At 74.3% G+C, this 24,744-nt stretch carries 17 protein-coding genes and 3 tRNA genes; 11 read left to right on the forward strand and 9 right to left on the reverse strand.

Going from position 1 to position 24,744, the window contains the following annotated elements:
* The first annotated feature begins 176 nt into the window (after positions 1-176).
* The 5 genes from ABEB07_RS15990 (at position 177) to ABEB07_RS16010 (ending at position 7,334) form a co-directional block, all read left to right on the forward strand.
* On the forward strand, positions 177-980 hold the full coding sequence (locus ABEB07_RS15990) for a sirohydrochlorin chelatase (protein ID WP_345668947.1): 804 nt from the start codon (positions 177-179) through the stop codon (positions 978-980).
* Between the two features lie 77 nt (positions 981-1,057).
* Positions 1,058-2,401: a deoxyguanosinetriphosphate triphosphohydrolase gene (locus ABEB07_RS15995; protein WP_176148845.1), complete on the forward strand. Its 1,344-nt coding sequence runs from the start codon at positions 1,058-1,060 to the stop codon at positions 2,399-2,401.
* Positions 2,402-2,620: 219 nt separating this feature from the next.
* Positions 2,621-3,886, forward strand: a complete 1,266-nt coding sequence (locus tag ABEB07_RS16000) for an NAD(P)/FAD-dependent oxidoreductase (RefSeq protein WP_345668948.1) — start codon at positions 2,621-2,623, stop codon at positions 3,884-3,886.
* A 44-nt stretch (positions 3,887-3,930) separates the two neighbouring features.
* Positions 3,931-5,850, forward strand: coding sequence for a DNA primase (gene dnaG / locus ABEB07_RS16005; protein WP_176148843.1), 1,920 nt, complete (start codon positions 3,931-3,933; stop codon positions 5,848-5,850).
* Between the two features lie 185 nt (positions 5,851-6,035).
* Positions 6,036-7,334, forward strand: a complete 1,299-nt coding sequence (locus tag ABEB07_RS16010) for an RNA polymerase sigma factor (protein ID WP_345668949.1) — start codon at positions 6,036-6,038, stop codon at positions 7,332-7,334.
* Between the two features lie 110 nt (positions 7,335-7,444).
* Here ABEB07_RS16010 and ABEB07_RS16015 read toward each other — a convergent pair whose 3' ends face one another.
* From ABEB07_RS16015 to ABEB07_RS16030, 4 genes are all read right to left on the reverse strand, one after another.
* Positions 7,445-9,373: an ABC transporter ATP-binding protein gene (locus ABEB07_RS16015; protein WP_345668950.1), complete on the reverse strand. Its 1,929-nt coding sequence runs from the start codon at positions 9,371-9,373 to the stop codon at positions 7,445-7,447.
* Complete coding sequence (locus tag ABEB07_RS16020; RefSeq protein WP_345668951.1) at positions 9,373-11,106, reverse strand: ABC transporter ATP-binding protein; 1,734 nt, start codon at positions 11,104-11,106, stop codon at positions 9,373-9,375. The genes ABEB07_RS16015 and ABEB07_RS16020 overlap by 1 nt, the downstream gene beginning before the upstream one ends.
* Before the next feature lie 281 nt (positions 11,107-11,387).
* Positions 11,388-12,842, reverse strand: a complete 1,455-nt coding sequence (locus ABEB07_RS16025; protein ID WP_345668953.1) for a xylulokinase — start codon at positions 12,840-12,842, stop codon at positions 11,388-11,390.
* Between the two features lie 184 nt (positions 12,843-13,026).
* Positions 13,027-13,329 (reverse strand): YtxH domain-containing protein, encoded by a 303-nt coding sequence (locus tag ABEB07_RS16030; protein WP_164582558.1) that lies wholly within the window; start codon positions 13,327-13,329, stop codon positions 13,027-13,029.
* 147 nt (positions 13,330-13,476) lie between these two features.
* On the opposite strand from ABEB07_RS16030, the gene ABEB07_RS16035 reads away from it, so the two are divergent.
* From ABEB07_RS16035 to ABEB07_RS16045, 3 genes are all read left to right on the forward strand, one after another.
* Positions 13,477-13,549 (forward strand) — tRNA-Asn (locus ABEB07_RS16035).
* Between the two features lie 5 nt (positions 13,550-13,554).
* A tRNA-Asn gene (locus ABEB07_RS16040) sits at positions 13,555-13,627 on the forward strand.
* A 188-nt stretch (positions 13,628-13,815) separates the two neighbouring features.
* Positions 13,816-13,889: transfer RNA gene (locus ABEB07_RS16045), tRNA-Ile, on the forward strand.
* 122 nt (positions 13,890-14,011) lie between these two features.
* On the opposite strand, the gene ABEB07_RS16050 is transcribed toward ABEB07_RS16045, so the two are convergent.
* The 3 genes from ABEB07_RS16050 to ABEB07_RS16060 form a co-directional block, all read right to left on the reverse strand.
* Positions 14,012-14,179: a hypothetical protein gene (locus ABEB07_RS16050; protein ID WP_203633017.1), complete on the reverse strand. Its 168-nt coding sequence runs from the start codon at positions 14,177-14,179 to the stop codon at positions 14,012-14,014.
* Positions 14,180-14,345: 166 nt separating this feature from the next.
* Positions 14,346-15,083 (reverse strand): ANTAR domain-containing response regulator, encoded by a 738-nt coding sequence (locus ABEB07_RS16055; RefSeq protein WP_345668954.1) that lies wholly within the window; start codon positions 15,081-15,083, stop codon positions 14,346-14,348.
* Positions 15,084-15,426: 343 nt separating this feature from the next.
* On the reverse strand, positions 15,427-16,467 hold the full coding sequence (locus ABEB07_RS16060) for a rod shape-determining protein (protein ID WP_164582567.1): 1,041 nt from the start codon (positions 16,465-16,467) through the stop codon (positions 15,427-15,429).
* A gap of 444 nt (positions 16,468-16,911) precedes the next feature.
* Between ABEB07_RS16060 and ABEB07_RS16065 the strand changes: the two genes are divergently transcribed.
* Positions 16,912-20,574 (forward strand): S8 family serine peptidase, encoded by a 3,663-nt coding sequence (locus tag ABEB07_RS16065; protein ID WP_425589012.1) that lies wholly within the window; start codon positions 16,912-16,914, stop codon positions 20,572-20,574.
* Positions 20,575-20,722: 148 nt separating this feature from the next.
* Here the strand turns inward: ABEB07_RS16065 and ABEB07_RS16070 are convergent, their stop codons facing one another.
* Both ABEB07_RS16070 and ABEB07_RS16075 read right to left on the reverse strand, forming a co-directional pair.
* A complete protein-coding gene (locus ABEB07_RS16070) occupies positions 20,723-22,201 on the reverse strand; it encodes an acyl-CoA synthetase (RefSeq protein WP_345668956.1) in 1,479 nt (492 codons plus the stop codon).
* Positions 22,202-22,319: 118 nt separating this feature from the next.
* Positions 22,320-22,922 carry a hypothetical protein gene (locus ABEB07_RS16075; RefSeq protein WP_176148834.1) on the reverse strand — a complete coding sequence of 201 codons (603 nt, stop codon included), beginning with the start codon at positions 22,920-22,922 and terminating at the stop codon, positions 22,320-22,322.
* A 178-nt stretch (positions 22,923-23,100) separates the two neighbouring features.
* On the opposite strand from ABEB07_RS16075, the gene ABEB07_RS16080 reads away from it, so the two are divergent.
* Entirely contained in the window at positions 23,101-23,874 is a 774-nt protein-coding gene (locus tag ABEB07_RS16080) for an IclR family transcriptional regulator (RefSeq protein ID WP_176148833.1), read from the forward strand.
* Entirely contained in the window at positions 23,871-24,737 is an 867-nt protein-coding gene (locus tag ABEB07_RS16085; RefSeq protein WP_345668957.1) for an SMP-30/gluconolactonase/LRE family protein, read from the forward strand. Before ABEB07_RS16080 ends, ABEB07_RS16085 begins: the two co-directional genes overlap by 4 nt.
* The last annotated feature ends 7 nt before the right edge of the window (positions 24,738-24,744 follow it).

Below are 24,744 nucleotides of genomic sequence, written 5' to 3' on the forward strand. Positions count from 1 at the left end.
CCCCGCCGCCCTCGCGCCCCCTCGCCCCGCCGCCCTCGCGCCCCCTCGGCCCGCTGTCCGCGCGGCCTCCTCGGCCCCGCCGCCTCACACCGCCCCGCCGTGCCCCGTGAACCCTTCGCAAACCCCCGTCACCGGTGCGCAACGGAGGGGCAATCCGGTCCCGCGACCATGGCCGTATGACGCCGCCCGCCCGCACCCCGCCGGACCCGTCCGCCCCGTCCGGCTCGCCCGCCCTCGTCCTAGTCGCGCACGGCAGTCGTGACCCCCGTGCGCGGGGCACCGTCGAGGCCCTCGGGGAGCGCGTCCGGCGGTTGCGTCCGGGCCTGCCCGTCCGCCTCGGGCACATCGAGCTGAACGCGCCGCTGCTCCCCGACGCCCTGGCCCGGCTCACCGCCGCCGGGGCCGCCGAGGCGGTGCTCGTGCCGCTGCTGATCGGCCCCGGCCACCACGTCAAGCACGACATCCCGGCGACGGCGGCGAGTGCGCCGCTGCACGCGCGGGCCGCCGCCCCGCTCGGCCCGCACCCGCTGCTCGTCGAGACCCTGTGCGCCCGGCTGGCCGAGGCGGGCTGGCGCACCCCGCCCGACGCGGCGACGCGCCGCGCGAGCGCCGTCGTGCTCGCCGCCGCCGGCTCCCGCGACCCCGACTCGGCCGCCGTCACCCGCCGCACCGCCCGGCTCCTGGCCGAACGCGTCGGCGTGCCGGTCGTCGCCGCCTACGCCTCGGCCGCCGCGCCCACCGTCGAGGCCGCCGTGGCCGCCCTCGCCGCCCGGGGCCGGCACCGGGTCGCCGTCGCCTCCTGCTTCACCGCCCCGGGCCGCTTCGCCGTCGCGTGCGCGCGGGCCGCGCCCTGGATCGCGGCCGCCCCGCTCGGCGACCACCCGGCCCTGGCCCGCCTGGTCCTGCACCGCTACGACCAGGCGCTCGGCCACGACCGAACCGTCACCGCCCGCACCCGCACCCCGGCGCCGGCAGCCTGAACGGACGCGGACCGGCCCCGCCCACCCGGATCCCCACCCGCATCCCGATTGTCACCCCCTGCCCGTACTGTCGAGGCATGGAAGGGATCGCCCCCGGGGCAGCACAGGCAGCACAGGCAGCAGGACCGTACGAGAACCAGCTCCCGCCCGCCGGCTACGAGACGCCGGCCGTCGAGCGCTGGGCCGCCGAGCCGGACAAGCGGCCGGGACGTACGGCGTTCCAGCGCGACCGCGCGCGCGTGCTGCACTCCGCCGCCCTGCGCCGCCTGGCCGGCAAGACGCAGGTGGTCACGCCGGGCACCCGCAGCCAGGCGTGGGACCCGAGCCCCCGTACCCGCCTCACCCACTCCCTGGAGTGCGCCCAGGTCGGCCGTGAGCTGGGCGCGGCCCTCGGCTGCGATCCCGATCTCGTGGAGGCGGCCTGCCTCTCCCACGACCTCGGCCACCCGCCCTTCGGCCACAACGGCGAACAGGCGCTCAACGAGTTCGCGGCCGACTGCGGCGGCTTCGAGGGCAACGCCCAGTCGCTGCGCCTGCTCACCCGCATCGAGCCCAAGCGGTTCGTGCCCGACCCCGTCTCCGGCGCCCTCGTCGGCGTCGGCCTCAACCTCACCCGCGCCGCCCTGGACGCCGCCACCAAGTACCCCTGGCCGCGCGGCGCCCACCCCACCGACCCGGCCTCGCCCAAGTTCGGCGTCTACGAGGACGACCGCCCCGTCTTCGACTGGCTGCGCGAGGACGCGCCCGGCACCCGCACCTGCTTCGAGGCGCAGGTCATGGACTGGGCCGACGACGTGGCGTACTCGGTGCACGACGTGGAGGACGGCCTGCACGCGGGCCACATCGACCCGGACTGCCTGCACGCCGAGTCCGAGCGGCAGGCGGTGTTCGAGGTCGCCGTCGGCCGCTACGTCCCGGCGGACACCGACCCCGCCGAGCTGGCCGAGGCGCTGGACCGCCTGCTGGCCCAGGAGTGGTGGCCGCACGGGTACGACGGCTCGGCCCTCGCCCAGGCCCGCCTGAAGGACGCCACCAGCCAGCTCATCGGCCGGTTCTGCCTGGCCGCCGAGGGCGCGACGCGAGCGGCGTACGGCGCCGGGCGGCTGACCCGGTACGGCGCGGAGCTGGTCGTCCCGAGGAGCGCCCGGCTGGAGTGCGCCGTCCTCAAGGCGGTCGCCGACCGCTTCGTCATGCAGCGCGCCGAGCAGGAGCTGCTCCGCGCCGACCAGCGGATCGTGGTCGCCGAGCTGGCCGAGGCGCTCACCGCGCGCGCCCCCGAGGGCCTTGAACCCCAGTTCGAGTCCGCGTTCGCCGAGGCCGCCGACGACCGCGCCCGCAAGCGCGTCGTCGTCGACCAGATCGCCTCCCTCACCGACGCCTCGGCCCGCGCGCTGCACACGAGACTCACGGGCCGGGCGTGACCCTCCGTGGCCTGATCGGGGCACTCCCTCTTCCCGCATCACGCTCCGTGCGGGACGCTCGCCTATGGCGGCACCGACAACAGCACCGACAACAGCACCGCCAGCAACAGCCACAACAGCGATAGCAGAGATAACAGAGCCAACGGCGACAACAGCGACAACAGCGGCACCGACAGTGATCTCTGGGGACGTCCCCAGACCCCTGGCAGGAGGCATCAAGTGGTCGACGCGGATCAGACGTTCGTCATCGTCGGAGGAGGTCTGGCCGGCGCGAAGGCGGCCGAGACCCTGCGCGAGGAGGGTTTCAGCGGCCGCGTCATCCTCGTCTGCGACGAGCGCGACCGCCCCTACGAACGGCCGCCGCTGTCCAAGGGCTACCTGCTCGGCAAGGAGGAGCGCGACACCGTCTTCGTGCACGAACCGGCGTGGTACGCGCGCCACGACGTCGAGCTGCACCTCGGCCAGACCGTCGACGCCATCGACCGCGAGGCGAAGACCGTCCACTACGGCGACGACGGCACCCATGTGCGCTACGACAAGCTGCTGCTGGCCACCGGAGCCGAACCGCGCCGCCTGGACATCCCCGGCACCGACCTCGCCGGCGTCCACCACCTGCGCCGCCTGTCCCACGCCGAGCGGCTCAAGGGCGTCCTGGCCCACCTCGGCCGGGACAACGGCCACCTGGTGATCGCCGGCGCCGGCTGGATCGGTCTGGAGGTCGCGGCGGCGGCCCGCGAGTACGGCGCGGAGGTCACCGTCGTCGAACCGTCCGCCACCCCGCTGCACCACGTCCTCGGGCCCGAGCTGGGCGAGCTGTTCGCCGAGCTGCACAGCGCGCACGGCGTCCGCTTCCACTTCGGCGCCCGGCTGACCGAGATCGTCGGACAGGACGGCGTGGTGCTGGCCGCCCGCACCGACGACGGCGAGGAGCACCTCTGCCACGACGTGCTGGCCGCGATCGGCGCCTCCCCGCGCGTGGCGCTGGCCGAGGCGGCCGGCCTGGAGCTGGCCGACCGGGCGGACGGCGGCGGCATCGCGGTGGACGAACGGCTGCGCACCTCCGACCCCGACATCTACGCGGCCGGCGACGTGGCCGCCTTCCCGCACGGCCTGTTCGACGCCCGGCTGCGGGTCGAGCACTGGGCCAACGCGCTCAACGGCGGCCCGGCCGCCGCCCGCGCGATGCTCGGCCGGGACGTCGTGTACGACCGGGTGCCGTACTTCTTCTCCGACCAGTACGACCTGGGCATGGAGTACAGCGGCTGGGCGCCGCCGGGCTCGTACGACGAGGTGGTGATCCGGGGCGACGCCGCCAAGCGCGAGTTCATCGCGTTCTGGCTGAAGGAGGGGCGGGTGCTGGCCGGGATGAACGTGAACGTGTGGGACGTCACGGACCCGATCCAGCGGCTGATCCGCTCCCGCGCCCACGTGGACACCCACGCCCTGGCCGACCCGCACGTCCCCCTGGACACCCTGTCCGCGTGACCCGGCGGGCGAGGAGTGTCCGACCGCCCCCGTAGAATTCACTCGTGGCAGGACGGATCAACGACGAGGACGTGAAGGCGGTACGGGACGCGGTCCCGATCGACGCCGTCGTCTCCGAGTACCTCCAGCTGCGCAACGCGGGCGGCGGCAACCTCAAGGGGCTGTGCCCGTTCCACGACGAGAAGTCGCCGTCCTTCCAGGTCAGCCCGAGCAAGGGGTTCTTCCACTGCTTCGGCTGCCAGGAGGGCGGCGACACCATCACGTTCGTGATGAAGATCGACCACCTCACCTTCTCCGAGGCGGTCGAGCGCCTGGCCGCCCAGGCCGGCATCACCCTGCGCTACGAGGAGGGCGGCTACAACCCCGCCCACCAGCGCGGCGAGCGCATCCGCCTGGTCGAGGCGCACAAACTGGCCGCCGAGTGGTACGCCGAACAGCTCGCCTCCGCCGCCGAGGCCGAGGCCGGCCGTCTCTTCCTCGCCGAGCGCGGCTTCGACCAGGGCGCCGCCCTCCACTTCGGCGTCGGCTACAGCCCCCAGGGCTGGGACCACCTCACCCGCTTCCTGCGCGGCAAGGGCTTCACCGACAAGGAGCTGGTCCTCTCCGGCCTCGCCCAGGAGGGCCGCCGCGGCCCCATCGACCGCTTCCGCGGCCGGCTGATGTGGCCGATCCGCGACATCGGCGGCGAGGTGGTCGGCTTCGGCGCCCGCAAGCTCTACGAGGCGGACAACGGCCCGAAGTACCTCAACACCCCCGAGACGCCGATCTACAAGAAGTCCCAGGTGCTGTACGGCATCGACCTGGCCAAGAAGGAGATCGCCAAGGTCTCCCGCGCGGTCGTGGTCGAGGGCTACACCGACGTCATGGCCTGCCACCTGGCCGGCGTCACCACCGCGATCGCCACCTGCGGCACGGCCTTCGGCGGCGAGCACATCAAGATCCTGCGCCGGCTGCTGATGGACAACGGCTCGGCCCGGGTGATCTTCACCTTCGACGGCGACGCGGCCGGCCAGAAGGCGGCCCTGCGCGCGTTCGAGGACGACCAGAAGTTCGCCGCCGAGACCTACATCGCCGTCGCCCCGGACGGCATGGACCCCTGCGACCTGCGCCTGGCCAAGGGCGACGACGCGGTCCTGGACCTGGTCGAACCGCGCACCCCGCTGTTCGAGTTCGCGCTGCGCCAGATCGTCGCCCGCTACGACCTGGACACCCCCGGCGGCCGGGCCGCCGCCCTGGACGAGGCCGCGCCGGTCGTCGCCAGGATCAAGAACAGCGGCGCCCAGCACGAGGTCGCCGTCCAGCTCGCCGGGCTGCTCGGCATCCTCGACACCCAGTTCGTGGTCAAGCGGGTGGCGCAGCTCGCCCGCTGGGCCCGCGACCGCGGCGGCCGCGGCCCGGCCCAGGACGGCAGACAGCGCGGCGGCCCCCGGCAGGAGTTCGCCGCCCCGGCCGGCGCCCCCGCCGTCCGCGGCCCCGCCCTCACCCTGCGCAACCCCGTCTTCGCCACCGAGCGCGAACTGCTGAAGCTCGCCCTGCAACGCCCCGAGCTGGTCTCCCCGGCCTTCGACGCGTACGGCGTGGACGAGTTCACCGCGCCGCCCTACGCCGCCGTACGCCAGGCCATCCAGGACGCGGGCGGCGCCGAGCACGGCACCGCCGACCCGCACGAGTACCTGGTCCGGGTGCGCGAGGCCGCCCCCGACGACACGGTCCGCGCGATGGTCACCGAACTGGCGGTGGAGGCGATCCTGCTGCGCCGCGAGGTCGACGAGGCGTACGCGGGCGCCCAGCTCGTCACGGTGCGCCGCCGCGCGGTCGAGCGCCGCATCCGCGACCTCAGCAGCACCGTCGCCCGCCTCGGCACCGGCGGCGACCCCGCCCGACTGGCCGCCGCGCAGAACGAGTTGTGGGTGCTCCAGCAGTACGACCAGGCGCTGCGCGAGCGCGGCGCGGCCGCTCTGTGAGCATCCGCCGTACGGCGTCCGCCCGGCGGCGGTAACCGCCCCGTCACGGATCGAACGCAAAAAGTCACCGCACGCCCCTCGTGGCGGCGATGTGTCGTACCCCACACTGGGTCCGGTGCCTGAGCCCTCGGAGCGCGTAGCGCTGCCGCGCAGCTGAGCAGCGATCATCCTGGAGGTCGCCCCCCGTGCACACCCAGACCCGCACCCCCACCGACAGCGCCACCGGCCGTGGGAGGGCGGTGGCCGTGCCCCCGCAGGACCGGGCCGCGCACCACCCGGAGGCCGGGCAGGCCGCCGATCCGGAGGACCCGCCGGCCACCGAGCCGGCCCCGGAACCGCCCGAGCCGCAGCCGGACGGCCCGGAGCTGGAGGGCCCGCAGCCGGACGGCCCGGAGCTGGACGGCCCGCCGCTGGACGGCCCGGAGCCGGACGCCCAGGAGATCGACGGCGCCGAGGCCGACGCACCGGAGCCCGACCCGCACGACGCCCCCGACCCGCACGACACCACCGGCCCACTCGACCCGCACGACGCCACCGGTCCCCCCGCCACCCCCACCCGCACCGATACCGGCGGCCCGTCGGCCGACCTGTTCCGGCAGTACCTGCGGGAGATCGGGCGGATCCCGCTGCTCACCGCCGCCGAGGAGGTCGAACTCGCCCGGCGGGTGGAGGCCGGACTGTTCGCCGAGGACAAGCTGAGCAGCACGCCCGACCTGGACAGCCGGCTCGCCGGCGACCTGGACCGGCTCGTCGTGCTGGGCCGGATGGCCAAGCGCCGCCTCATCGAGGCCAACCTGCGCCTGGTGGTGTCGGTGGCGAAACGGTACGTCGGCCGCGGCCTCACCATGCTCGACCTGGTCCAGGAGGGCAACCTCGGGCTGATCCGGGCCGTGGAGAAGTTCGACTACGCCCGCGGCTACAAGTTCTCCACCTACGCCACCTGGTGGATCCGCCAGGCCATGTCCCGCGCGCTGGCCGACCAGGCCCGCACCATCCGCGTCCCCGTCCACGTCGTGGAACTCATCAACCGCGTGGTGCGCGTGCAGCGGCGGCTGCTCCAGGAGCGCGGCTACGAGCCCACCCCCGCCGAGGTCGCCGCCCAGCTGGACCTGACGCCGGACCGGGTCGGCGAGGTGCTGCGGCTGGCCCAGGAACCCGTCTCCCTGCACGCCCCGGTCGGCGAGGAGGACGAGGTGGCCCTCGGCGACCTCATCGAGGACGGCGACGCGGCCTCCCCGGTGGAGTCGGCGGCGTTCCTGCTGCTGCGCGAGCACCTGGAGGCGGTGCTGTCGACGCTGGGGGAGCGCGAGCGCAAGGTCGTGCAGCTGCGCTACGGGCTGATGGACGGCCGGCCGCGCACCCTGGAGGAGATCGGCCGCATCTTCGGCGTCACCCGCGAACGCATCCGGCAGATCGAGTCCAAGACCCTCGGCAAACTCCGCGACCACGCCTTCGCCGACCAGCTCCGCGGCTACCTGGACTGAGCCCGCCGCACCGCACGGCGGAGGGGGCCGCCCCGCGAGGCAGCCCCCTCAGCTTCCCGTACGGCCCCGACGACCGCCCGCGCTCAGTCGACCTCGGCGACCGCCCGCGCTCAGTCGACCTCGGCGACCGCCTGCGCGAACTGCGCCTGGTACAGCCGGGCGTACGCCCCCCGCGCCGCCAGCAGCTCGGCGTGGGCGCCCTGTTCGACGATCGAGCCGTTCTCCATCACCAGGATCGTGTCCGCGTCCCGGATCGTGGAGAGCCGGTGCGCGATGACGAACGAGGTGCGGCCGTGCTGGAGTTTGGCCATCGCCTTCTGGATCAGCACCTCGGTCCGGGTGTCCACCGAGCTGGTCGCCTCGTCCAGGACCAGGATCACCGGGTCGGACAGGAACGCCCGCGCTATCGTGATCAGCTGCTTCTCACCCGCGCTGACCCCGGTGCCCTCGTCGTCGATGACGGTGTCGTAGCCGTCGGGCAGCGTCCGGACGAACCGGTCGACGTGCGCGGCCCGCGCCGCCTCCTCGATCTCCCCGGGCGTCACCTCGCGCGCGGCGCCGTAGGCGATGTTCTCCGCGATGGTGCCGCCGAACAGCCAGGTGTCCTGGAGCACCATGCCGATGGCCGAGCGCAGCTCGTCCCGCGACATCCGGGCGATGTCCACGCCGTCCAGCGTGATCCGGCCGCCGGTGACGTCGTAGAACCGCATCAGCAGGTTGACCAGCGTCGTCTTGCCCGCGCCGGTCGGGCCGACGATCGCGACCGTCTGCCCCGGCTCGACGGTGAGCGACAGGTCCTCGATGAGCGGCTTGTCCTTCTCGTAGCGGAACGACACCTGCTCCAGGGCGACCCGCCCGCGCAGCTCCTCCGGCCGTACGCCCGGCACCGGATCGGCCTCCTGCTCCTCCGCGTCCAGGAGTTCGAAGATCCGCTCGGCCGAGGCGACGCCCGACTGCACCAGGTTCGCCATCGAGGCGACCTGCGTCAGCGGCATGGAGAACTGCCGCGAGTACTGGATGAAGGCCTGCACGTCGCCGATGGACAGCGAGCCGGAGGCGACCCGCAGACCGCCGACCACCGCCACCAGCACGTAGTTCAGGTTGGAGACGAACATCATCAGCGGCTGCATGACGCCGCTGTTGAACTGCGCCTTGAACCCGGCCTCGTACAGGGCGTCGTTCTGCTCGGCGAACTGCCGCGCCGACTCCTCCTGCCGGCCGAACACCTTCACCAGCGTGTGGCCGGTGTACATCTCCTCGATGTGCGCGTTCAGCTTGCCGGTGGTGCTCCACTGCTGCACGAAGTGCGGCTGGCTGCGCTTGCCGACGCGGGTGGCGACGACGAACGACAGCGGCACCGTCACCAGCGCGACCAGGGCGAGGATCCAGGAGACGTAGAACATCATCACCAGCACGCCGACGATGGTCAGCACCGAGTTGATGAGCTGGCCCATCGACTGCTGGAGGGTCTGGCCGATGTTGTCGATGTCGTTGGTGGCGCGGGAGAGCACCTCGCCGCGCTGGCGCTTGTCGAAGTAGGACAGCGGCAGCCGGGACAGCTTGGTCTGCACGTCCTCGCGCATCCGGAACATCGTCCGGTTCACCGACCGGTTCACCAGCCGCGTCGCCACCGCCATCAGCAGCCCGGCCACCATGAACGTGCCCAGCGCCAGCAGCAGCACCTTGCCGACCGCGTCGAAGTCGATGCCCTGGCCCGGGGTGAAGTCGGTGCTGCGGAGCATGTCGGCGACCGAGCCCTGGCCGTGCTCGCGCATGTTCTGGAGCACCTGCTCCTTGGTCGCCCCGCCCGGCAGCTGCCGGCCGATGATCCCGGCGAACACCAGGTCGGTGGCCTTGCCGAGGATCTTCGGCCCGAGCACGCTCAGGGTGACGCTGATCACCACGCACAGCAGCAGCGCGTACAGGGTGACCCGTTCGGGCCGGAACTGGGCCAGCAGCCGCTTGCCCGAGTCCTTGAAGTTCATCGAGCGGCTGTTCGGGCCGCCCCCGGCCATCATCCGACCCATGGGCCCGGCCATCAGGCGGCCTCCGCTTCCGTCAGCTGGGAGAGGACGATCTCCCGGTACGTCTCGTTGTCCGCCATCAGCTCGTGGTGGCGCCCGGCGCCGACGACCCGGCCGCTGTCCAGGACGACGATCCGGTCCGCCTCGCGGATGGTCGCCACCCGCTGGGCGACGATGACGACGGTGGCCTGCGAGGTCTCCTCGGCCAGCGCCGCGCGCAGGGCCGCGTCGGTGGCGTAGTCGAGCGCGGAGAAGGAGTCGTCGAAGAGGTAGATCTCCGGGCGCTGCACCAGGGTGCGGGCGATCGCCAGGCGCTGGCGCTGACCGCCGGAGACGTTGGTGCCGCCCTGCGCGATCGGCGCGTTCAGACCGCCCTCCAGCTTGCCGACGAAGTCCTTGGCCTGCGCCACCTCAAGGGCATGCCACAGCTCCTCGTCGGTGGCGTCCGGATTGCCGTAGCGAAGGTTGGTGGCGACGGTCCCGGCGAACAGGTACGGCTTCTGCGGCACCATGCCGACCGTCCTGGCCAGCAGCCGGGCGTCGAGGGTGCGCACGTCCACGCCGTCGACGAGGACCTCGCCGTCGGTCGCGTCGAACAGGCGGGGCACCAGGCCGAGCAGCGTGGACTTGCCGCTGCCGGTGGAGCCGATGACCGCGGTCACCTCGCCGGGCCGGGCCACCAGGTCGACGCCCTTGAGCACCGGTTCCTCGGCGCCCGGGTAGCGGAAACCGGCCTGACGCAGCTCCAGATGGCCGTGCCGGCGCAGCTCCGGGACGGGCGCGGCCGGCGGGACGACGCTGGACTCGGTGTCCAGCACCTCCTGGACGCGCTCGGCGCACACCTCGGCGCGCGGCACCATCATGAACATGAACGTGGCCATCATCACGGACATCACGATCTGCATCAGATAGGCCAGGAACGCGGTCAGGTCGCCGATCTGCATGCCGCCGCTGTCGATGCGGTGGGCGCCGAACCACACCACCGCGATGGACGACAGGTTCACCACCGTCATCACGATCGGGAACATCAGCGCCAGCAGCCGTCCGGTGGCCAGCTGCATCTCGGTGAGGTCGGTGTTGGCCTTGCGGAAGCGGTCGTTCTCGTACTCGTCGCGGACGAAGGCGCGGATGACGCGGTTGCCGGTGATCTGCTCGCGCAGCACCCGGTTCACCGTGTCCAGCCGGGTCTGCATCGACCGGAACAGCGGGCGCAGCCGGCGCACGATCAGCGTCACGCAGACGGCGAGCACCGGGACGACGGCGACCAGCACCCCGGACAGCGGCACGTCCAGGCCCAGCGCCAGCACGACACCGCCCACGCACATGATGGGCGCCGACACCATCAGGGTGAACGTCATCAGCGCCAGCATCTGTACCTGCTGGACGTCATTGGTCGTACGGGTGATGAGCGAGGGCGCGCCGAAGTGGCCGACCTCGCGCGCCGAGAAGGACTGCACCCGGTCGAAGACGGCGCCGCGGACGTCCCGGCCCAGCGAGGAGGCGGTCTTGGCGCCGTAGTAGACGGCGCCGATGTTGCACACCACCTGCGCCAGCGAGATGGCGATCATCACCGCGCCGTAGGTGAGGATGTAGCCGGTGTCGCCCTTCACCACGCCCTTGTCGATGATGTGGGCGTTCAGCGTCGGCAGGTAGAGGGTGGCGCAGGTCTGCAGGAGCTGTAGCAGCACCAGCAGGGATATGGGTTTCTTGTAGGGCCTGAGGTAGGTCCGCAGCAGTCTTAGGAGCACGCTGGTCTCTCGGAGTCGGCGGTGGGAGGCGTCGGGGTGTCCGTTCCCTTGGCCCCTATCGTCGGACACTCGACCCGTGTTACCTCAACCGATTAACCCAATAGCGGACCGATGACCGACCCCGCTCGGCCATCCGCCTTACGCCCACGGACCCACCGGACGGTCGGCGGCGGACCCGCCGGGCAGCCGGGGGCGGGTCCGCGGGGCGGTCGGGGGCGGACCCGCCGGGCGTTCGGTAGCGGGTTCGCGGGGCGGCCGGGGGCGGACCCACCGGGCGGCCCTCACGCGTGGAAGGCTCCCGGGTGGGTCTGTTCGCGGACCGACACGTACTGCTGGCGCACCGCCTGGCCCACGGCCAGCTCCTCGCCCGGTTCCAGGACCTGCGCGGCCGCGCCCTGCCAGGCCGGCGGGGTGCGCGGGTCGAGGACGCCCTGCGAGACGCCGAGCGCCCAGGCGGCCTGCCGGGCGGCGCCGATCGCGGCGTAGTCCGCGGGCTGCGGCACCACGACCTGCGCGCCGAACAGCGCGGGCGCCGCGGCCTGCACGGCGGGCAGCTCGGCGGCCGGCCCGAGCAGGAAGACCCGCCGCACCTCCACGCCCCGCCCGCGCAGCACGTCCAGCGCGTCCGCGAGCCCGCACAGCATGCCCTCGAACGCGGCCCGCGCCAGGTGCTCAGGCTTCATCGACTCGCGCCGCAGCCCGGCCAGCGTGCCCGCGGTGTGCGGCAGCGCGGGGGTGCGCTCGCCCTCCAGGTACGGCAGCAGCACCAGCCCGTGCGCGCCCGGCGTCGACTTCATCGCCAGGTCGGACAGGGACTCCAGATCGGGCAGGCCGAGCAGCTCGGCGGTGCCGCGCAGGGCCCGTACGGCGTTCAGCGTGGTGACGACCGGCAGGTGCATGCCGGTGGCGTCGGCGAGCGAGGTGATCATGCCGGCCCGGTCGACCAGCGCCTCGGGGTGCACGGCCATCACCGAACCGGAGGCGCCGAGCGAGACCACCACGTCGCCCACGGCGAGCCCGAGCCCGAAGGCGGCGGCCATGGTCTCCCCGGTGCCCGCCGAGATCAGCAGCCCCTCCGGAGTCGTGCCGGCCGCCTCGGAGGGGCCGATCACCTCGGGCAGCACGGCCTGGTGGCCGAGGGCCAGCTCCACCAGATCGGGGCGGTAGGCGCCGGTGGCCGCCGACCAGTAGCCGGTGCCGGAGGCGCCGCCGCGGTCGGTGGTCCGGCGGGCCGGCCGCCCCAGCAGCTGCCACACCAGCCAGTCGTGCGCCTGGAGCAGCACGGCGGTCCGGCGGGCCGCGTCCGGTTCGTTCTTCGCGAGCCAGCGCAGCTTGGTGACCGGCTGCGCGGCCTGCGGCACACAGCCGACCGCCTGCGCCCACGCCTCCCGGCTGCCGAGCGCGTCGATCAGGTCGGCCGCGGCGATCTGGGCCCGCCGGTCGCCGCCGACCAGCGCGGGCCGCACCGTGGCGCCCTGGGCGTCCAGCGGCACCAGCGCGTTCTGCTGGGCCGACACGCCGATGGCCTGCACGCCCTCCAGCAGCCCGCCGCCCGCGGCCTCCCCGAGCGAGAGCAGCCAGGCCTGCGGATCCACGTCGGCAGGGCGGCCGCCCCCCTCGGGGCTCTCCACCGGATGCGGCGCGTAGCCCTGCCGGAGTACGGCGCCCGTGTCCGTGTCGCAGACCACGATGCGAGTGAAATCAGGTGAACTGTCCAACCCGGCGACTATCCCCATGGCGAAAATTCTGCCGCACCGCGGCCCCTGCTCGGGTCACGGATCGCCAGGCGGACGCATTCTCGCGGCCGCGGAGCGGGCGCGGCCCGCGTTCCGGACGCCCCCGCACACGCCACCGGCGCCCCTCGCGGGGCGCCGGGACCGTCCGTCTCACGTGTGCTCAGCTGTCGCCTCAGCCGTCGCCTCAGGTGTTGCTGGTGCCCCAGTCGTCCGGGCCGCTGCCGTTGCCGTGGCCGCGCAGCGAGCGCACCCGCTGGGCCACGGACTCCGGCACGCGGTCGCCGACCTTGTCGCTGACCACGTGGTACGCCTTGTCCGCGAACTGGCGGCCCTGCTGCGCCGCCGTCTCGGCGGTGTTGCGCACCGCCGGGTTCTGCGCGACCTGCCGTGCGGACCTGCGGAGCTGCTCGTAGCGCTCACGTCCCGCCTTCGTGCCCAGTACGTATCCCACGGCGAGCCCTGCGATGAACACGAGCCGGTACCGCATGGTTGGCCACCCTTCGTTCTGCCTCGATCCGGAGCCGGGGGGAACCGATTGGCGGAGCACCCCCCTGCTTGCGCTAATGTATGTGTCGCAGCGAGCGCGCGCCCCCTGGCGACTACCCAGGTAGACGCGTTCGATGCGACGAGGCATTCCTCCGTAGCTCAATTGGCAGAGCAGCCGGCTGTTAACCGGCAGGTTACTGGTTCGAGTCCAGTCGGGGGAGCTCGGTCCTCCGTAGCTCAATTGGCAGAGCAGCCGGCTGTTAACCGGCAGGTTACTGGTTCGAGTCCAGTCGGGGGAGCACAGTGAACGAGGACCCTCCGGGGTCCTTTTTCATGTCCGGTTCGTGACCCGGGGAACCGCGCGGCCCGCGCCGGAGTCCTCAAGGTCACGAGGGGCCGCGGCAAGCCGACCATGACGAAGCAGGAGATCGTATGAGCGGCTATGCTGCGGCAGACGGCGCGCACACATGTACGCGACGCGCCGAACGGGGCGGTAGCTCAGCCGGTTAGAGCAGCGGACTCATAATCCGTCGGCCGTGGGTTCGAGTCCCACCCGCCCCACCTCGCAGTGCAGGCGCAGAATCGATCTGACCTGTTCGTACGCGGCGGCGGTGGTCGCCACGCCGGAGCGGCGGCCACCGCTCACCCACTTGGACCGCTCGCCCCCCTTACGGCCTCACGGCTCAGCGGCGTCGGCCGTCGTCGGCTGCGTCGGAGGTTTCCGGGAGGTCGTCGCGGTCGCCCTCCGCCTGGGAGGGGGTCGGGTAGGGGGTGTCCGGCGGTTCGGCGGTGCGCCGGGTGTCGTTGTCGTCCCGTTCGCCCTCGGCCTGGGACGGGGTGTGCTCTCTCATCGTGCTGCTCCTGCGGACGTGCGGCCCCGGTCGGGCCGATCCGGCTGGTTCGGCTGATCACTCGCCGGGCCGAGTACCCCCTGAGCGGGGAACCCCACGGAAGCCCGAGTGCCCGTTCGTGCCCTTCGCGCGCCTTGTGAGGGCGCTTACGCCGCCCTCCGCGTCGTCACGGGCGCCGGGGGGCTCCGGGGTCCTCCTCGGCCGTCGTGCGGGCGGCCGCCTCGCTCAGGGCGTGGCGCAGGGCGTCCGGCGGTGGCGGGCCGTCGGGGCGGGCGCTCGCGACGACCCGGGCGGCGACCGAGCGGAGCTTGGTGTTGGTTCGCTGCGATGCCTCCCGGAGGATGTCCCACGCCTGCTGCGGGGTGCAGGCGTGCGCGGCCATCAGGATGCCGCGCGCCTGGTCGATCACCGGGCGGGAGGCGATGGCCTGCCGCAGTTGCGCCACCTCCTGCTGCAACTGGCCGAGCCGCTCCGCCCGTTCCGCGGCCACCGCGGAGGCCGCCCGCGCCGCCGGGACCGGGGGCCGGCCGTCCGCCGGGCGCAACGGGTCCTCGGTGTCCAGGCCGGCCAGTTCCAGGATGCGCAGCGGCTGTCCCGTCCAGCCGGTGGCCGTCACCGGGATCAGGTGGCGGCGGCCGTACTCGTCGAGCGCGTCCAGCAGTTCCAGGCCCGCCGTGTCCATGAAGGTCACCCGGGCCATGTCCAGGTCGATGCGGGTCGTCCCCGGCGGCAGCCCGGCCAGCGCCTTCGCCAGCGCCTGTGCGCAGCCGTGCACCAGTTCGCCGCGCGGGCGCAGCAGGGCCCGGCCGTCCGGGAACGTGCGTAGGTCGATGGTCAGGGCGTCCACGAGTGTGGTCAGCCGTCGCGCGAGAGGTGGGAGAGGTGGTGGTGCCGCTGAGGTCATGTTCCCGCCCTGTTCCGTCCCCGGCAGTCCGCGCGCGTCCTCGCGACGACGCGTTCCCCGTCGCCACCGGGGCGCGGCCGTGCCGAGCGGCGTCCGCGGAGGTTCCGGCGCTGCTGGCCTGCGCCTGCCCGCTCCCCGCCCGCGTACACCTGACGGCGGCCGGACCGGACCGCCCGCCGGCGGCCGGAGTGGGGCGGGGGCGCGGAAAAGCGGGCGGGCCGATGGCCTGCCCGCTGTCGTACGCCCCGGTGGTCCGCCCGCTGTCGTGTACCCCGGTGGTCCGCCCGCTGTCGTGCGCCCCGGTGGCCTGCCCGCTCTCGTACGCCCCCGGCGCGCGGTATCCCTAGTACGCCCCCAGCGGGTCCAGTACCAGGGGCTCGATGCGGCCCTCCAGCATTTCGCCGAGGCCCTGGACCGCGCACACGTCGGGGCGTTCGGCGATGTGCACCGGCATGCCGGTGGCCGTGCGGACCATCTGGTCGAAGCCCGGCAGCAGGGCGGAGCCGCCGACCATCGTCAGGCCGCGCTCGGCGAGGTCGGCCACCAGGTCGGGCGGGCACTCGCGCAGCACCTTGCCGATCCCGTCCAGCACCGCCGTCAGCGGCGTCTGGATGGCCTCCCGTACGGCGGCCGTGTCGACCAGGACCGAGCGCGCGAGGCCGGTGGCCACGTCGCGGCCGTGGATCTCGGTGGCCGCCGGGCCGTGCGCGGTGAGCCCGTTGCCGTGCAGGGCCAGCTGGAGCGGCCGTACGGACTGGCTCGGCAGCATCAACGCGTGCTCGTGGCGCAGGTACTGGACGATCGCGTGGTCCACCGCCTCACCGCCCACCGGTACCCGCTCCGCCGTGACGATCGAGCCCAGGGAGAGCACGGCGACCTGGGTCGCGGCCGCCCCGCACACCATGATCATGGTGGCCTCGGCGCGCTCCACGGGCAGCCCGCAGCCGACGGCGGCGGCGATGAGCGTGTCGACCAGCTCCACCCGCCGCGCGCCGAGCCCGACCAGCGTCTCTATCGTGGCCCGCTGCGCCAGCGGGTCGGCGTCGTGCGGGGTGCAGGCCGCCGCCCGCAGCCGGGCCTTGCGCCGCAGCGACCGGCGCATCCGGTCGCCGAGCAGGTGCCGCAGCATGCGCTGGGCCATCTCGATGTCGATGACCGTGCCGCCGGAGACGGGGCGCACCACGCGGATGTAGTCGGGGGTGCGACCGGTCATCCGCTCCGCGAACTCGCCCACCGCGATGAGCGCGCCGGTGCGGGTGTTGACGGCGGCGACCGAGGGCTGGTCCACGACCAGGCCGGCGCCCTTGACGTACACCCGGGTCCGGGCCGCGCCCAGGTCGACGGCGAAGTGACAGCGGCGCAACTGCTCCAGGCTGGCGGTCATGGCAGTTCCTCCCGAGAGCGCGGACCGAGCCGGCCGCCGGTCGGCGGCCTCCTTGAAATCGTGCGGGGGCGGGGGAGCGGGCGCCCGTTCAAGGGGGCCGGGCGGGGGGCCGCGAGATGGGTGCATTTTACGGTTATGCGCTCAATAAGCGCCAGATAAGCGACTACCGGACTCCTTGCCCCCGGCCGTCCCGGCCCGTCCCCGGCCGTTCCTGGCGGGAACATGCCACGGCAGGCATCCGCCACCTCTCGTCAACTCCCTTGCAACACAAGTCTCCTGACACTCTTCGCAGCGCTCGGCCCAGCACTCGACGGCACAGGCAGCACTCGACGAAGAGAGGCACGGATGAGCAGAGGACCAGGCGTACCAGGCGGATCAGGCGGATCAGGCGGATCAGGCGGATCAGGCGGGCACAGAGTGGCCCTCCTCCTGTCGGCCGGACTCGTGATCGCCCTGCTGCCGGCGGGACCCGCCGCCGGCGCCGCCCCCACCCCCACGACATCCGGCACCGCCCCCGCGACGCCCGCCACCGCCCCCACGGCACACCCCGTCGCACCCGCCGCCGCGAACCCCTCGGCCGCGTCGGCCGCCCCCCGCACCGTCACCCTCGTCACCGGCGACCAGGTCACCGTCACCGACCTCGGCGGCGGCAAGCAGACCGTCACCGTGAAGCGGCCGGCCGGGGCATCCGGCGCGGTGCGCACGCAGGTGGCCGACGGCGCGATCAGCGTCGTACCGGACGAGGCGCTGCCGTATCTGCGGGCGGGCCGGCTGGACCGGCGGCTGTTCGACGTGAGCGCGCTGCTGCGCCAGGGCCTGGCCGACGCCCGCACCGGCGAGCTGCCGCTGATCGTCACCTACGGCGGCGGCGCCCGCACCGCGACCCCGTCCGGCACCGAGCGCACCCGCCTCCTCGCCAGCGTGCACGGGGCCGCCGTCGCGGCGGACAAGGGGCGGGTGTTCTGGCGGGACTTCACCCGGCCGGGCACGCGCCGCGGCCTCTCGGCGGACGGCGTCGACAAGGTGTGGCTGGACGCCCGGGTCAGTGCCGACCTGGCCGAGTCCAACGCGCAGATCGGCACGGCGAAGGCGTGGCAGGCCGGGCTCACCGGCAAGGGCGTCACCGTCGCCGTCCTCGACACCGGGGCCGACGCCGCCCACCCCGACCTGGCCGGCCGGATCAAGCAGTCCAAGAGCTTCATCGCGGGCGAGGAGGTCGCCGACCGCAACGGCCACGGCACCCACACCGCCTCCACCGTGGGCGGCAGCGGCGCCGCCTCGGACGGCGTGGAGAAGGGCGTCGCCCCGGACGCCGACCTCGCCGTCGGCAAGGTCCTGGACGACCAGGGCACCGGCAGCGAGTCGCAGATCATCGCGGGCATGGAGTGGGCCGCGCGGGACGCGCACGCCCGGATCGTCTCCATGAGCCTCGGCTCCGACGAGCCCAGCGACGGCGCCGACCCGATGGCGCAGGCCGTCGACAACCTCTCCGCCGAGACCGGCGCCCTCTTCGTGGTGGCCGCGGGCAACACCGGCGCGCCCTCCTCCATCGGCTCGCCCGGGGCCGCCGACGCCGCCCTGACGGTGGGCGCGGTGGACTCCGCCGACCAGGCCGCCTACTTCACCAGCGCCGGCCCCCGCGCGGGCGACAACGCCCTCAAGCCGGACCTCGCGGCCCCCGGCGTGGACATCCTCGCCGCCCGCTCCCAGCTCACCGAGGGCAGCGGCTACTACACGTCGATGAGCGGCACGTCCATGGCCACGCCGCACGTGGCCGGCGTCGCCGCGCTCCTCGCCCAGGAGCACCCCGACTGGAGCGGCGCCCGGCTCAAGGACGCGCTGATGTCCACCTCGAAGCAGCTCGACGCCTCCGCCTACACGCTGGGCGCGGGCCGGGTGAGCGTCCCGGACGCGGTGGCCGCGACGCTCACCGCGACCGGCAGCGCCGACCTCGGCTTCCACGCCTGGCCGTACTCCTCGGACCACCCGGTCACCCGCACCCTTTCCTACGCCAACACCTCCGACCGGCCGGTGGAGTTGACCCTCGCCGTCCAGGGCGCCCCCGAGGGCGTGGCCACGCTCGCCGACACCCGGCTCACCGTCCCCGCGCACGGCGCCGCCGCCACCACGGTCACCGGTGACGCGGCGAAGGCCCCGGTGGGGGAGACCAGCGGGCAGATCGTGGCCTCGGCGGCCGGGACGCCCGTCGCGCACACCGTCTTCGCCCTGGTCAAGGAGGAGGAGCGCTACACCCTCACCGTGCACGTCAAGGACCGCTCCGGGGCCGCTGCCGCCGCCGACCTCACGGTGCAGCGGCTCGCCGAGGGCGTCGATCCGGCCCCCGCGCACGTCGGTGACTCGGGCACGCTGCGCCTGCGGCTCCAGCCGGGCACCTACAGCCTGACCTCGTTCCTCGACGTGCGCGGCAGCCACGGCCGCGACTCGCTCGGCCTCGGTTTCCTCGCCGCGCCCGAGATCCGCCTCGACCGGGACCGCGAGGTCACCCTCGACGGGCGGAAGCTGCGCGAGATACGCGCCGACGTGGGCCGGCGCACCGAGACCCGGCAGTTGCTGATGGAGTACGACCGCAGCGGCGGCGGCTCCGACCTGTTCGGCGCGGTGCAGGTGCCGGTGACCTACGACAGCGTCTTCGCCGCGCCCACCGCACGCGTCGGGCAGGGCGGCTTCGAGTACCGGACCGTGTGGCGGCTGGGCAAGCCGCTGCTGGAGGTGAAGGGGATCGGCGAGGCGGTGGCGCAGTCCGGCGGCACGCTCGCCGACGGCCGCGCCAGGCTGCCGCTGGTCGACGTCGGCGACGGCGACTTCAGCGGAAAGTCCGTACGCGGCAAGGCGGTTCTGGCCCGGCTCGCGGCCGGTGCCGAGCCGACCGCCCTCGCCCGGGCCGCCCAGGACGCGGGCGTCGAGGCGCTGTTCGTGACCGACGACGCGCCCGGCCGGCTGAGCGCCTGGTGGGGCGCCGACGACGACAGCGACCGCCCCTTTCCCATCGCCACGGTGAACGCCGCCGACGCCGCCCGGCTGCGCGCGGCCGGCCGCGTCGACATGACGGGCACCCGGGACACGCCGTACGTGTACGACCTGTCGGAGGGCCACGCCGGGCAGATCCCCGACCGGGACCTGACGTTCCGGCCGGGCGAGCGCCAACTGGCCCGGATCGGTGTCGCGTTCCACGCCGCGCGGCCCGCCTCCGGCGGTGAGTTCCGCTACTCGATCACCGACGCGTTCCCCGTCGGCATCGGCTTCCAGGAGCGGGTCGACTACCCGGCCCGGCGCACCGACTACGTCTCCACCGGCCCCGGCCAGCGCTGGCACGAGTCGGTGACGCTCGGCGACTCCGCCTTGGAGGAGCGCGGCGGCCTGGTCCGCTACACCGGCGGATCGCACCCGGCGCTGGACTGGTTCAAGCCCGTCTGGCACCCGTGGCTGGGCACCGGCCTCGGCTGGGGGCAGCAACGGGCGGGCGACACGCTCCAGTTCAACGCGCCGGGCTGGGGCGACTCCGGGCCCGACCACACCGGCTTCGGTGACACCTACAGCGCGGACAGCGGCATGACGCAGACCACGGAGGTGTTCGTGGACGGCGTCTCGGCCGACCGCAACCCCGACTCGACCGCGCACGTGTGGGACGCGCCCGCCGACGAGCACACCTACAAGCTCGTCACGGACACCGCGCTGGACGCCGCCCGCTGGCCGCTGGCCACCCGCGGGCACGCCGAGTGGACGTTCCGCTCGGCGGCCACCCCCGACGACCACTGGACCGCGCTGCCGCTGATCAACCTCGGTTTCGACGTCGCCACCGACCTCGCGGGCGGCCTCCGGGCCGGCGCCCGGACACCGGTCGGGCTGCACGCCGAGTACGTGGCGGGCGCGCCGGACACCGGGACGATCCGGGGCGGACGCCTGGAGGTGTCGTACGACGACGGCGCGACCTGGACGGCGGTACGGCTGACCGGCGGGCACGGCGACTGGCGCGGCACGATCACCGTGCCGCGCGGCGCCGCCTCCGTCTCGCTGCGGGCGGGCGCGGGCGACGACCGGGGCGGTGCGGTGCGCCAGGAGATCGTCCGGGCCGTGGCCGTGCGGTAGCCGGCCCGGCGCGGATACGGGAACGCGCGGGCGGCGCCGCCTCCCTGGGACGGGGAGGCGGCGCCGCCGCGGGGGTCTCTCGCGCACCGTGGGTATGTGCCCGCACCACCCACTCGCCGCCCGCTCACCCCGCGCGGGAGCGCCCCGTTCAGCCCTGCGGCAGCGCCCGCTTCATGATCTTGCCCATCTCGTTGCGGGGCAGGGCGTCCAGCAGGCGGACCACGCGGGGCCGCTTGTGCGGGGCGAGCCGCCGGGCCACGTGGTCGGACAGCTCCCGCTCCCCGGGCGGCGCGTACGGGTCGGCCGGGACGATCCAGGCGACGATCCGCTCCCCGAGGTCGGCGTCCGGCTCCCCGGTGACGGCGGCCTCGCGCACCGCCGGATGCTCCAGCAGCGCGTTCTCGATCTCCCCGGCGCCGATCTTGTAGCCGCCGCTCTTGATCAGATCGGTGGCCTTGCGGCCGACGATGCGCACATACCCGTCGGCCTCGCGCACCGCCATGTCCCCGGTGCGGAAGAAGCCGTCGGCGGTGAAGGCGGCCGCCGTCGCGTCGGGGCGGTTGAGGTACTCGGTGAACAGGTTCGGCCCGCGCACCTGGATCTCGCCCACCGTCTCCCCGTCGTACGCCGTGATCGGCGCGCCGTCCTCCTCCACCAGCCGCAGCTCCACGCCCGGCAGCGGCACCCCGACCGTGCCCGCGCGGGCCTCCCCGTCGGCGCGCACGCTGGTGTTCATCAGGGTCTCCGTCATGCCGTACCGCTCGATCACGCGGCGGCCGGTGGCAGCCGTGATCCGCTCGTGGTCGTGCACGGGCAGCGCCGCAGAGCCGGACACCAGCAGCCGCGCCCCGGCCAGCGCCTTGGCCAGTTCGGGATCGCCGGGCAGCGCCTCCGCGATCCGGTGGTACATGGTCGGCACGCCGAACAGCATGGTCGCGCCGCCGCTCAGCTCGGCCGTGACGCCCTCCGTGCTGAACCGGCCCAGGTGCCGTACGGACCCGCCGCGCCGCAGCGGGCCGAGGACGCCGAGCACCAGCCCGTGCACGTGGAACAGCGGCAGCCCGTGCGTCAGCACGTCCTCGGCGGTCCACCGCCAGGCGTCGGCGAGCGCGTCCAGGGTGGTGGCGAGGGCGCGGCGCGGCAGGACGGCGCCCTTGGGCGGGCCGGTGGTGCCGGAGGTGTAGACGATCAGGGCCGGGTCGCCGTCCTGGGCGCGCGCCTCGGCAGCCGGACCGTCCTCACGGGCCGTCACGTCCGTCACGTCCGTCACAGCCGTCACATCCACGTCGATCCGCGTCAACCCGGCCAGCGCGGGCGGGAGTTCGTCGCCGGGCGCGGCCAGCACCAGCGACGGGGCGCTGTCGCCGAGGATGTGCGCCAGCTCCTTGTCGCCGGACTTCGGGTTGAGCGGCACGGCGGCGGCGCCGGCCAGCAGCACGCCCACCACCGCGACCGCCGTCTCCAGCTCCGGCGTCGCCCACACCGCGACCCGGCCCTCCCCGCGCAGCCGCGCGCCCACGGCCCGGGCCGCCCCGGCGAGTTGCGCGTACGTCAGGGAGCGGGGGCCGAACCGCAGCGCGGTGCGCGCGTCCGGCGCGTCCGTCAGGGCCGGGAAGAGGGAGGACACGCGGCGACTCCTGGTGACTCGGGGCCGGCCGGGGTGACACGCGGGCCGGCGCGGGTGCGAACGACACCCCGTTCCTACCCCACGAGCGGCGCCCCCGGACCCACCGGGAGCACGCGCGCTACGCGTCCGCCGTCCGCGTCCGCTGGAGCAGCCCCCAGGTGAACTCCGCGGCCACCTCGTGCCGTACGCCCCCGGCGTCGGGGGCGGTGAAGGCCAGCCCCCAGCGGGTGGGCGCGCTGCCCTCCAGGGGGCGGGCGGGGGCGAAGGCGCGGGCCGCCTCGTCCACCGTGCAGGACCAGGGGGTGAGGTCGTCGAGCGTGCGCAGGACGGGCGGCTCCGCGCCCGGGGCCCGGACCAGCCACTCGTTCCAGACCTGGCCGTTCGGCCCGGCCAGCACCTCGAAGCGCAGGTCGGGCCAGAGCGGCAGCGGCCACCGGCGGGCCTCGCAGTCCAGGTCGCCGACGCGGCGCGCGGCCGTCGACTCGGGCGGGCCGAGCACCGAGCGGTACCGGGCGGCGGCCGACCGGGAGCGCGGCGAGCGGACCATCGCCTGCCAGCGCTTGTTGGCCTCCCGCATGGCGGCGAGCGACACGCCCAGCTCCCGGCGGGCGTCCGCCACCAGGTCGGGCTGGTGGTCGGCCATCCGGCGCAGCAGCACCAGCTGGAAGTCGAGCGGGGTGAAGGGGCCGGAAGGACTGGAAGGGGCGGAGGACCCAGGCATGGACCCATCGTCCCGCACGGGCCGCCTTGGACGCCCCATTGCCCGTCCGCCGCGTCCCGCACAGGGCGCCCCGGACGCCCCATTGCCCGTCCGCCCCACCCGTGACTAGCCTGTGTTCGTCATGCCGGTCGCCTGTTGAAATATCGAACGCAGGCTGGAACAGGGGAGGGGGCCGGCCGTGGGACGCCTCGTACCCGCCGTGACCCGGGCTCTGGACATACTGGAGCTCTTCCTCGACGGGGACGGGACGCTGTCCGCCCCCGACATCGTGCGCCGGCTGGGACTGCCGCGCACCACGGTGCACGAGCTGGTCACCACGCTCGCCGCCCGCAAGTACATCGTCCAGGTGACCGGCCAGCCCGGCCGCTACCGGCTCGGCGTCCGCCCGTACCAGCTCGGCAGCCGCTACGCCGAGGACCTCGACCTCGCCGCCGAGGGCCGGCAGGTGGCCCGCGCCGTCGCCGAGACCTGCGACGAGACCGTGCACGTGGCGATCCTGGAGGACGCCGACGTCATCTACATCGCCAAGGTCGACTCCACGCACGCGGTGCGCATGGTCTCCGCCGCCGGCCGCCGGCTGCCCGCGCACTGCACCTCGGTGGGCAAGATGCTGCTGGCCTCGCTGCCCGAGCACGAACTCGCCGACCGCGTCCCGGACGGCGCCGAGCTGCCCGCGATGACCCCCGACAGCATCACCGACCCCGCCGCCCTGCGCGCCGCGCTCACCGAGATACGGCGGCGCGGCGTGGCCGTGGAGCGGCGCGAGTCCAACCCGGACGTGAGCTGCGTGGCCGCCCCGGTGCGCGACCGCACCGGAGCGGTGGTCGCCGCCCTGTCCGTCTCCGTGCCCATGATCCGCTGGAGCGAGGAGCGCCGCGCCGAGCTGGAGCGGCTCGCCGTCGAGGGCGCCGCCGACCTGTCCGAACGCCTCGGCCACCGGAGCGCCGTATGACACCGCCGAAGACGCCCGCGCCCGAGTACGAGGTCGCGGTGGACGCCCGCGCCGAGCTGGGCGAGGGCCCCACCTGGGACGCGGCGGCCGGCCGGCTGATCTGGGTCGACATCCTCGCCTGCCGCGTGCACACCTACGACCCCGTCACCGGCCGCCGCACCGTGCGCACCACCGGCCAGCACGTGGGCGCGGCCAAACCGCGCGCCGGCGGCGGCCTGGTGCTGAACCTGCGCGACGGCGTGGTCCTGCTCGGCCCGGACGGCGCCTTTAGCTGGCTGCACCGCGCGCCGGTGTCCGGCCGCCGGGGCAACGACGCCGCCGTGGCGCCCGACGGCTCCCTGTGGGCCGGCACCATGCGCTACGACGAGGCCACGGGCGGCGGCACCCTCACCCGCCTGACCGGCGACGGCGCGGCGCGCGAGGTGCTGTCCGACGTGACGGTGAGCAACGGCACGGGCTGGAGCCCGGACGGCCGCCTCATGTACTACGTCGACACCCCCACCGGCCGTATCGACGTCTTCGACCACGACGGCGGACGGATCACCGGCCGGCGGCCGTTGGCGCGAGTGGAGGAGGGCGCCGGGTTCCCCGACGGCCTCACCGTGGACGCCGAGGGCTGCGTCTGGGTCGCCCTGTGGGACGGCTGGGCGGTCCGCCGCTACACCCCCGCGGGCGAGCTGGACCGGATCGTGCGGCTGCCCGTCCCGCGCCCCACGGCCTGCGCCTTCGGCGGCCCCGCCCTGACCGACCTCTATGTCACCACCGCCCGCGCCGGCCTGACCGCCCCGCACCCGCTGGCCGGCGCGCTCCTGGTGGTCCCGGACGCGGGCGAGGGCCTGCCGCAGCCGCCGTTCGCGGGCTGAGGCGCGC

It is taken from the genome of Streptomyces similanensis, assembly GCF_039543625.1.
Classification (GTDB): domain Bacteria; phylum Actinomycetota; class Actinomycetes; order Streptomycetales; family Streptomycetaceae; genus Streptomyces; species Streptomyces similanensis.

Coding starts and splice junctions, on each gene's coding strand:
- ABEB07_RS16015 (WP_345668950.1), bottom strand. CDS start 9,373: ATGGCCGGGCCCATGGGTCGGATGATGGCCGGGGGCGGCCCGAACAGC.
- ABEB07_RS16085 (WP_345668957.1), top strand. CDS start 23,871: ATGACACCGCCGAAGACGCCCGCGCCCGAGTACGAGGTCGCGGTGGAC.
- ABEB07_RS16050 (WP_203633017.1), bottom strand. CDS start 14,179: ATGAGAGAGCACACCCCGTCCCAGGCCGAGGGCGAACGGGACGACAAC.
- ABEB07_RS16025 (WP_345668953.1), bottom strand. CDS start 12,842: ATGGGGATAGTCGCCGGGTTGGACAGTTCACCTGATTTCACTCGCATC.
- ABEB07_RS15990 (WP_345668947.1), top strand. CDS start 177: ATGACGCCGCCCGCCCGCACCCCGCCGGACCCGTCCGCCCCGTCCGGC.
- ABEB07_RS15995 (WP_176148845.1), top strand. CDS start 1,058: ATGGAAGGGATCGCCCCCGGGGCAGCACAGGCAGCACAGGCAGCAGGA.
- ABEB07_RS16075 (WP_176148834.1), bottom strand. CDS start 22,922: ATGCCTGGGTCCTCCGCCCCTTCCAGTCCTTCCGGCCCCTTCACCCCG.
- ABEB07_RS16055 (WP_345668954.1), bottom strand. CDS start 15,083: ATGACCTCAGCGGCACCACCACCTCTCCCACCTCTCGCGCGACGGCTG.
- ABEB07_RS16060 (WP_164582567.1), bottom strand. CDS start 16,467: ATGACCGCCAGCCTGGAGCAGTTGCGCCGCTGTCACTTCGCCGTCGAC.
- ABEB07_RS16030 (WP_164582558.1), bottom strand. CDS start 13,329: ATGCGGTACCGGCTCGTGTTCATCGCAGGGCTCGCCGTGGGATACGTA.